Origin of the sequence: Kineococcus indalonis, assembly GCF_009906395.1 — a bacterium.
In the GTDB taxonomy this organism is placed as follows: domain Bacteria; phylum Actinomycetota; class Actinomycetes; order Actinomycetales; family Kineococcaceae; genus Kineococcus; species Kineococcus indalonis.
Genome location: NZ_JAAALM010000016.1, coordinates 1 through 7877, shown reverse-complemented (window position 1 = coordinate 7877; position 7877 = coordinate 1). Strand labels below are relative to the sequence as shown.

Annotated in this window: 9 protein-coding genes and 1 pseudogene; all 10 read right to left on the bottom strand. The window is 74.2% G+C overall.

What is annotated here, in order from left to right:
- A pseudogene (locus GTR00_RS22780) lies at positions 1-998 on the bottom strand (hypothetical protein); the annotation flags it as partial.
- Positions 999-1002: 4 nt separating this feature from the next.
- Positions 1003-1380: a GPW/gp25 family protein gene (locus GTR00_RS02005; protein WP_166609986.1), complete on the bottom strand. Its 378-nt coding sequence runs from the start codon at positions 1378-1380 to the stop codon at positions 1003-1005.
- Positions 1380-1709 carry a hypothetical protein gene (locus GTR00_RS02000; protein ID WP_407659574.1) on the bottom strand — a complete coding sequence of 110 codons (330 nt, stop codon included), beginning with the start codon at positions 1707-1709 and terminating at the stop codon, positions 1380-1382. The genes GTR00_RS02005 and GTR00_RS02000 overlap by 1 nt, the downstream gene beginning before the upstream one ends.
- Before the next feature lie 10 nt (positions 1710-1719).
- Entirely contained in the window at positions 1720-2289 is a 570-nt protein-coding gene (locus GTR00_RS01995) for a phage baseplate assembly protein V (protein WP_166609984.1), read from the bottom strand.
- Positions 2289-3401: a hypothetical protein gene (locus GTR00_RS01990; RefSeq protein ID WP_166609983.1), complete on the bottom strand. Its 1113-nt coding sequence runs from the start codon at positions 3399-3401 to the stop codon at positions 2289-2291. Before GTR00_RS01990 ends, GTR00_RS01995 begins: the two co-directional genes overlap by 1 nt.
- Complete coding sequence (locus GTR00_RS01985; protein ID WP_166609982.1) at positions 3401-3673, bottom strand: hypothetical protein; 273 nt, start codon at positions 3671-3673, stop codon at positions 3401-3403. The genes GTR00_RS01990 and GTR00_RS01985 overlap by 1 nt, the downstream gene beginning before the upstream one ends.
- A gap of 10 nt (positions 3674-3683) precedes the next feature.
- Complete coding sequence (locus GTR00_RS01980; RefSeq protein ID WP_166609981.1) at positions 3684-4358, bottom strand: hypothetical protein; 675 nt, start codon at positions 4356-4358, stop codon at positions 3684-3686.
- Positions 4355-4570, bottom strand: a complete 216-nt coding sequence (locus GTR00_RS01975) for a hypothetical protein (protein ID WP_166609980.1) — start codon at positions 4568-4570, stop codon at positions 4355-4357. The genes GTR00_RS01980 and GTR00_RS01975 overlap by 4 nt, the downstream gene beginning before the upstream one ends.
- Positions 4570-6642: an ATP-binding protein gene (locus GTR00_RS25430; protein WP_166609979.1), complete on the bottom strand. Its 2073-nt coding sequence runs from the start codon at positions 6640-6642 to the stop codon at positions 4570-4572. Before GTR00_RS25430 ends, GTR00_RS01975 begins: the two co-directional genes overlap by 1 nt.
- A complete protein-coding gene (locus GTR00_RS01965; RefSeq protein WP_166609978.1) occupies positions 6639-7763 on the bottom strand; it encodes a Pvc16 family protein in 1125 nt (374 codons plus the stop codon). Before GTR00_RS01965 ends, GTR00_RS25430 begins: the two co-directional genes overlap by 4 nt.
- Positions 7764-7877 lie beyond the last annotated feature (114 nt).

Genomic DNA, 7877 nt, shown 5'->3' with positions numbered 1-7877 from the left:
GGCACGAGGTCGGCGCTCGTCGCCCCCGCCGGCAGGGCGGGCTGGGCGCCGGCCCAGGTGTGCAGGTGGAAGCGGTTGAAGCCCGGCGCGAGGGTGGTGCGCTCGGCCGCGGCGAGCCGTGCCTCGCGGGTGGCGAACACCTGCACGTCGCCCTCGGCGTCGGGGCCACCCGTCCAGGCGACGAGGTCCTCGTCGAGCGTGAACGGCGCGGTGCCCTCGGTGACGGTGACCAGCGCCCAGGTGGAGGACTGCTGGCCCTGGTGGACGTGGTAGTCCATCAGCCGCGCGTGCCGGACGAGGGCGACCCGGGTGCGGGCGGTGGCCAGGTACGCCTCGGCCATGACCCGGTCCTGGTGGTCGGAGAGCTCGTCGGCGGCGGCGGCGAACAGATCGATGAGCACCTGGTCGAGGTCGGCCTCCGAGGTGACCTGCCAGCCGGGGACCCGCTCCATCATCGCCGCGACGAGGACGTGCCGGAAGCTGTCGTAGTCCTTGGCGAGGTAGTCGATGACCGGTGCGGCCGGCCGTGGCGCCGCCGGTGCCGTCTCCGGCGCGCAGGTGGTGAAGCAGCCGGGCCGGAACTTGAACGCCAGGCCGGCGAAGAACGGGTCGATGCGGGCCGGGTCGAACGCCAGCTCGAGGGTGTAGGTGGAGTAGTCCCCGACCGGCTCGAGGGTCAGGCGGAGCGACCCCGGCCCGGGCCCCGCCGCGACCGCGGTGCACCGGACCTCGCCGGCACCGCGCCCGGCCCGGATGCGGTGCCCCCCGGTGACGGGGAAGACGTCCGCGGGGTCGGTGCTGCCGCCGGCGACCTCGGCGAGGACGTCGGCCACGTGCAGGTCGTTCACGAGGTGGAGCTCGAGGAAAGCCCTTGTCCCGGGGGGGTCGATGCCGACGATGGCGGTCTGGAGACCGTTGAGGCCGGCGGCCTCGAGGTCCCGGGCGCGCTCGTCGACCGCGTCCTGGTCGCGGATCGGGGCGAGCGTCTCCTGCCGCACGACGTCACCGCCCCTGGCGCTGGAAGCGGAGCACGCGGCTGTCGGGCGTGCCGGCCGGCCGGAACGTCACCACGACGTCGATGCGCTCACCCTCGAGCTCGACCTCGAGGGCCTCGACCGTGAGGCGGTGGCCGAGCCAGCGGGTGAGGGCCTGCGTGATGCGCGCCTTGGTGACGCCGCGGAGGGCGTCCGAGGCCGGCTCGAAGACGAGCCGGCGCACCCCGCCGCCGAACTCGGTGGCGAAGGGCCGCTCACCGGGGTCGGTGAGGAGCAACTGGAGGACCTCGTCGCGCACGTGGTCACCGTCGGTCGCGGGGGTCGTCGTGCGCCCGTCGGGAGCGATCCGGAACGGGAAGGCGAGGTGCCGGCCGGCGGTGCCCATCAGACCCCCTTCACGGCGCTCTGCGTGCCGGCGACGACGGCCGGGCCCTGGGGGACCTTCGCGCCGGACAGGCACAGACCGCTGCTCGTCTGCAGGAGGGGGGCCGCGCCGCCCACGGCGGAGTCTGCGGCCGGGGCCGACCAATGCACGCTCACGCACGGGGACGGCACCCCGGAGGGCGTGGTGAACGGGCACCCGGAGACGGTGTGCTGGTCGCTGACGAGGCACACGGCGGCCCCGTCGGCCGTCACGGTGGAGTTGGCCGTCGAGAGCTGGACGGTGCCGCCGTGGGGGCACGTGACGGTCGCGGCGGTGGTGATCACCGGCATCGTCACGGCGTCAGCCCCCCACCGTGAACGCGTCGTTGACCAGGCTCGCGCCGGCGGTGGTGATCTTGGCCATGCCGTCGTTGAGGGTGATCTCGCCGTCGGTCAGCCTGAGGGTGCTCCGCCCGATCGTGAGGGTGATGGCGTCGCCGCCGAGGACGACCTCGGCGCCGCCGGGGTGGACGATCCGGATCTCGTCCGCGTCCTCGTCGAGGAGCACCCCGTGCCCTCCGCTCGTCGCGAGCAGGCGTGCGGCGGCTGCCACGGGGGTGGGCCGCTGCCCGTCCGCCCACCAGCACCCGGACCAGATGGGGCGGGCCAGGTCACCGGCCTCGAACTCGATCCAGACGCCGTCACCGACCTCGGGGAGGAGGACCAGGCCGTGCTGGGGGCCGGCGTACGGGACGCAGGGCATGGCCCAGGGCGAGACCTGGTCGCCGAGGACGGCGGGCACCTCGGCGGTGATCCGGCCCAGGTCGAGCGGGTCGGCGACGTCCTTCACGAGCCCGCGGAACTTGCCGTAGTGGCGCGTGCGCGCCAGCTCGGCGAGCCGCACCACCACCTCCTCGACGTCGACGGGCATCAGAACACCCCGCTCACGAGCGACGCGAGCCCGTCCCCGGCGGCGTCGGAGACGGCGTTGCGGCGGGCCTGGAGCTCCTCGGTGTAGATCGAGGGCGTGATCGTGTGCGTGACCTTGTGGACCAGCCAGTCACCGGAGTACGGGGTGTCCCCGGCGCGGACCGTGACGGTGCGGTACGGCGCGAGGACGGCGTCGTAGCAGCCCCCCGGCACCACGCGGGCGTCCATGGTCATGGAGTAGGACGCGCGGCGCGCCTGGGCGGTGACCTCGGCCTCCGGGTCGTCCCGGGTGCTCTCGGCCGGCGGGAGCTCGCGCAGGGCGGTGTGGTCGTCAGGGACCGGCGGCAGCGCCCCGAGGAGGGACTCGTCCTGGACGGACCGCTCCGCGCTGACGACCTGCTGGTCGGAGATCCGCAGGGACCGCCCGCGGGTGGTCTCCGGGCCCTCGCCGTCGTCGCGGAAGTCGGCGTCGAGGAGCGACCGGTCGGGCCCGAGGAGCACGAGAGGGGGCAGCGTGGGCGCGTCGGTGGAGGGTGGTCGGAAGCAGCCCACCGACTCCCCCGGCGCGTCCCCCGGCAGGACGTACGCGAGGTAGCCGTGGACCCGGGCGAGCTCACGGACGAACTGGATGGGTGTGCCGCGCTTGACCGTCACCGGGGCCGTCGCCGTGGTGGGCAGGATGTCCCGACCGGTGATCGTGGCGACGCGCCCGAACATCTCGTCCGCGAGGTCCGAGTCCACCCGCTGCTCGAAGACCTCGGTGGACTCCTCGCGGTTCATCAGGACGCTGTCGTCGCGCACCACGAGGTCGGCGACGCTGACGCCGGGCCCGGACCCGAGCGAGGTGGTGAGCCCGGCGACGGGCCCGTCGATGAGCGCGGTGAAGGGACCGGTGCCCTTCTGGATCTCCACCCGGACCCGGCTGAACGGCTGCACGAGCTCGGCCGGCAGGTGGCGCCAGTGGCCGGAGTCGTCGAGGCACAGCGACATGCGGATGCGCGCCTCCCAGGCCATCTCCATCTCCTGGTCGACGACGACCTGCTCGATCCGCGCGAGCTCCTCCGCCGTGGCGGGCCGGTCGCCGAAGTACACCCGGAACGAGGTGGCGGCCATCAGGACCTCGGGACCCGGACGGTGCCGAGCACGCGGGCGGCGAGGGTGCGGGCCTCGAGCGCGCTGTTGGCGTCGGCGATGTGCCAGAACCTCGTGCCGTCGCCGTAGCGCTGCTGGGCGATGACGTCCAGGCGCTCGTCCTGCCTGACCGTGTACGGGTCCGCCGGCGGGTCGGGCAGGCGCCGGAGCCTGATGGCGGCCACCGCGCGGCCGCGGCTGGTCGTCACCGTGTCCACCGGGGTGCGGGCGTAGCGCGAGCCGTCGGTAAACATGGGGGCCTCCTCACAACGGGATGAGCTCGACGACCTGTTCGGCCGTGTTCGCGAGGTTGGCGATCGCCTGGGCCTCCTTGGCGATCTCGGTGAACTCCTGTGCGCCCCTGGCCAGCCAGTCGTCGGAGCAGGCGTCGACCTTGATCACGGAGATCTCGAGGTCGACCTCGGCGCGGACCGGGTTGAGGAGGTGGTCGTACTCCAGCTCGCTGATGCGCATCGAGTCGATCTGCACCGGGTGCACGCGGGTGAGGCCCCAGATGAACAGGATCCGGGGGAACGACTGGCGGGGGATGGGCTGTGTGGGGGCGTCCTGGCCGCCGCCGAGGCCGAGGGCGTCGCCGATGGCGTCGACCGCGGCCCCGATGAGTCCGGCGATCTTCCCGCCGGGGAGCACCATCTTCTCCAGGGCCGCGAGCTGGGGGCCGAGGCCGAACGTGCGGGCGAGGAACTTGTCCTCCTCGAGCGCGTCGGCGGCCGAGAAGTGGGCCTTGAGGGAGATCCGCTCGTGGACCGTCTCCCCGGCCTGGCTCTGCTCGCGGTCGTTCCCGGCGCGAGGCCGCTCGGGCACGACGAAGGAGCGGGTCAGCGCCTCGGGGTTGAACTGGAAGATGACCACGTTGGGGATCGGCCCGATGAGGTCGGTGCCGTACTCGATGAGGGCCCCGCGCAGGAGGAGGGTCATCGCGCCACCCCGTCCGGTGGCCGGGCGCCCGCCTGCGCGCGGATCGCGGCGGCGATGTCCCGACCGACCTCCCCGGACGGTCCGGGCACCGCCCGGCCGGGGTGGTCGAGCGCGAACGCGATCGCGGCGGGCAGGCCGTCGACGACGGCCCCGGCCTCGCCCGGCGGGAAGCCCCGCAGGGTGAGGTTCACGGCCTGGAGTCGCACGCGCATCATCGCTCCTTCAGCTGGTCGGCGTGGACGCCGAGCCGGTCGAGGTTGACGGCCCGGCCGAGCTTGTCGAACTCGTCCTTGACCGCGCGCACGACGGTGGACATCTCCAGACGCGGCGGCTCCCCCGGGCGGACGCTCTGCAGGCAGGCGTTGAACACGGCGCTGCGGATGTGCCCGCCGGCGAGCGGGACGTGCTCGGCGAGGAGGTCGAGGTCGAGGTCGCTGACGTCGACACCGGTGGGCAGGACGAGACGCCAGATCCGCCGGCGCTCGTCGGCCCCCGGGAGGGGGAACTGGACGACGTACCGCAGGCGCCGCATGAAGGCCTCGTCGAGGTCCTTCTTCCGGTTCGAGGCGAGCACCGCCATGCCCGTGAACCGCTCCATCCGCTCGAGCAGGTAGCTGATCTCGAGGTTCGCGTACCGGTCGTGCGCGTCCTTGACCTCCGTGCGGCGGCCGAAGAGCGCGTCGGCCTCGTCGAAGAAGAGGATGACGTCCGCGGCGTCCGCGGCGTCGAAGAGCCGGCGCAGGTTCTTCTCGGTCTCGCCGATGTACTTGTCCACCACCTGGCTCAGGTCGATGCGGTGGATCGGCATGTCGACGGCACGCGCGATCGCCTCCGCCGCCATCGTCTTGCCGGTTCCCGGTGGGCCGCTGAAGAGGACCGAGAGGCCGCTCTCGTTCCACGCCCGCGCGGTGCCCCACTCGTGGTGCACCGCCGTCAGCGACTCGGCCGCCGTGACCAGCTCGCCGAGCTGCTGCGTCTGGCGGACCGGGAGCATCAGCTCGTCGAGGTCGAAGCGGGGCACGACGGGCTGGGCGAGGTCGCCCAGATCGAGGTCGGCGCGGCAGGCGTCGAAGAGGTCGCGACGGGCCGGGACGTGCCCCAGCGCCCGCACGGCTGCCGCCACCCGGGCGATGGTGGCGCCCTCGTTGCGGAACCGCCGCGCGCACTCGGTCAGGGCGCCGCGGCCGTCGCCGTCCGCCCACATCGTCGGGAGCTCCTCGCGCCACCGGGTGAGCCGCTCGTGGTAGCCCAGCCGCTCGAGCCGGACGCGCGGGACGGTCGCCTGCCGGGGCAGCTGCGCGACGGCGTCGCCCTCCTCCGCTCCGACGAAGACGACGATCGGGAGCCGGGAGAGCTGGGGCGGCCGGTCCTCGCCGGCGACCGCCGGGAACGGCAGGAACACCGCCGCACCGCGCAGCCAGGCCGTGACGAGGAGCGGGCCGAGCGTCACCGGGTCCGCCCCCCGGACCTGGACGAGGGGCATCCCGAGCTCGGCCGCGATCCGGGCCGCGGTCTGCGCGCGCGGCGACCCGGGTGGGCCGACGACGGGGACGAGGCTCGGGCGATCCTGCGAGCGGGTGCGCAGCCGCGCCACGGCCAGCTCGTGCGCGGCGGTGGTGCCGTCCCACGGCATGACGGGTTCGAGCGCCGCCGGTCCCGGGCCGCCGGGGAACAGCAGCTGCCGGCCGACGGCGGGCGCCACCTCGAGCGGGCTGTGCCACGAGGTGGGAGGCGGGTCGAGCAGCCCGTGCACGCTGAGGGGGCTGCCGAGGTCGAGCAGCTCGAGCACGTCGGCCGGCCGGTCCCAGAGCCGCTGGAGCAGCGCGAGGGTGGGTCGCTCGGCGGCGGGGTCGTTGAGGCAGGCGGCGACCACCGGCCCGCGGGCGCTGTCGAGGACGCCGCCCAGGGCCAGCGCGAGCGCGAACCGGTCGACGTCGGTGAGCGCCAGCTCCGCCGCCACCCATCCGAAGCCGCCGCGCTGCGGGGTGCCGGCCGGCGGAGCGGGGACCGCGAGCTGCTCGCTCAGCCACCGGGCCGTGACGTCCTCGTCGAAGAACGTCCGCCGGTCGGTGTCCCACCGCTGCAGGTCCAGGCTCTCCCGGAGCGGGTCGGCGGGCAGCGGCAGCGTCCCGGACGAGGTGCCGCGCTCGTGCCAGAGCCAGGCGACCTCCCGGCGCAGCGCGAGGGTGACCTGGCCGAGCCAGTGCGCGGCGACCGCATCGTCGACCGCGAGCTGCGGCTGGAACCCGGGCGGCGTCCGCCTCGTGCCGGCGGCGGTGCTCACGTGACCACCACCGTCGGGCTGGTGCGGGCCTGCACGCCGTTGACCCTGACGATCACCAGGAAGGTGCCGGGGCCCGCGGTCGTGCCCGCGTCGGTGACGGTCAGCGAGGTCTGGTCCGCCACCGTCGTCACGACGTCGAACGTGCGCACGGTGCTCTCGGCGTAGAGGGCGACGACGACGTCGTCGGCGGCGGCGCCGAGGAGGGTGCCGGTGATCACCAGGTCGGCGGCGGTGATGGTCGCCGCGGTGACGACGGGCCTGAGCGAGGCGCCGAGGAGGTTGGAGCTGCGGTAGCGCCCGCCGGCGCGGGCCAGCCGCACCCTGAGCGGCAGCTCGCCGGCCGAGGGGCCCAGGCCCGCGGCGATCCGACCGCCGGGCGGACCGGGCAGGGCGCTCGCGACGATGACGGCGAGCCGGTCCGGCCACTGCCCCACCACCTGGAGCGGCTCCGCGCCGAGCACCACCTCGAGCTCGGCGAGGTTCAGGTCCGCACCGAAGACCGTGATCGGCTCCCCGGGCTCGAACACCGCCGGCTCCACCCGGTCGAGCCGGGGCCCGAGGGACGGCAGCACCTCGATCCCGACGGGGTCCTCGGTCTCCGCCGGGGGTGCGGCGGTGTGGTCCACCCCGACGAGGAGGGCGTAGCGCGGCAGCTCGGTCGGGAGCAGGAGCACCGGACGCACCTGGATCGCCGCGGACAGACGGTACGTCTCGTCCGGACCCTGCATGAGCTTGGAGATGAGGTCCGGGGTGGACTCGTCGAACGTGATCTTCAGCGGCTCGGGGTTGTGCTCGAGCGCGACGGTCACCGCCGTGCTCGCGCCGTCCAGGCGCAGGAAGTTCAGCTCGTGCAGCGCCACCAGTCCCCGACCGAGGAGGACGTGCGCGTCGGCGCTGTCGCTGTGCTCCTCGCCGTCGAAGGCGGTGAGGAGGTACCGCAGCACGAGCCACAGCGGGTCGGGGCCCTCCTCGTCCAGGCGGTGGTTGCGCAGCTGGGCGTCGACGACGGTCTCGTAGAGGAACAGGTTGAGCTTGGCGGAGGAGTCCGACCCGTTGGCGTCCTCCGGCTTCCCCACCGTGACGGCGAACCCGCGGCTGAGCAGCCGGTCACGGAGCAGCATCGTGACCGCCCCGATCGCACTCTGCGAGTCGACCCGTGCCATGGCCTACACCCGCACGTAGCGCCGGCGGAGCCGGTCGGTCGTCGTGGTCCTCGGCGGCACGGGGTGTCGTTG

What these genes read in the sequence shown, in the direction of transcription:
- GTR00_RS02005 (WP_166609986.1), bottom strand. Translation starts at nt 1,380, where the DNA reads ATGGGCACCGCCGGCCGGCACCTCGCCTTCCCGTTCCGGATCGCTCCC.
- GTR00_RS02000 (WP_407659574.1), bottom strand. Translation starts at nt 1,709, where the DNA reads ATGCCGGTGATCACCACCGCCGCGACCGTCACGTGCCCCCACGGCGGC.
- GTR00_RS01995 (WP_166609984.1), bottom strand. Translation starts at nt 2,289, where the DNA reads ATGCCCGTCGACGTCGAGGAGGTGGTGGTGCGGCTCGCCGAGCTGGCG.
- GTR00_RS01990 (WP_166609983.1), bottom strand. Translation starts at nt 3,401, where the DNA reads ATGGCCGCCACCTCGTTCCGGGTGTACTTCGGCGACCGGCCCGCCACG.
- GTR00_RS01985 (WP_166609982.1), bottom strand. Translation starts at nt 3,673, where the DNA reads ATGTTTACCGACGGCTCGCGCTACGCCCGCACCCCGGTGGACACGGTG.
- GTR00_RS01980 (WP_166609981.1), bottom strand. Translation starts at nt 4,358, where the DNA reads ATGACCCTCCTCCTGCGCGGGGCCCTCATCGAGTACGGCACCGACCTC.
- GTR00_RS01975 (WP_166609980.1), bottom strand. Translation starts at nt 4,570, where the DNA reads ATGCGCGTGCGACTCCAGGCCGTGAACCTCACCCTGCGGGGCTTCCCG.
- GTR00_RS01965 (WP_166609978.1), bottom strand. Translation starts at nt 7,763, where the DNA reads ATGCTGCTCCGTGACCGGCTGCTCAGCCGCGGGTTCGCCGTCACGGTG.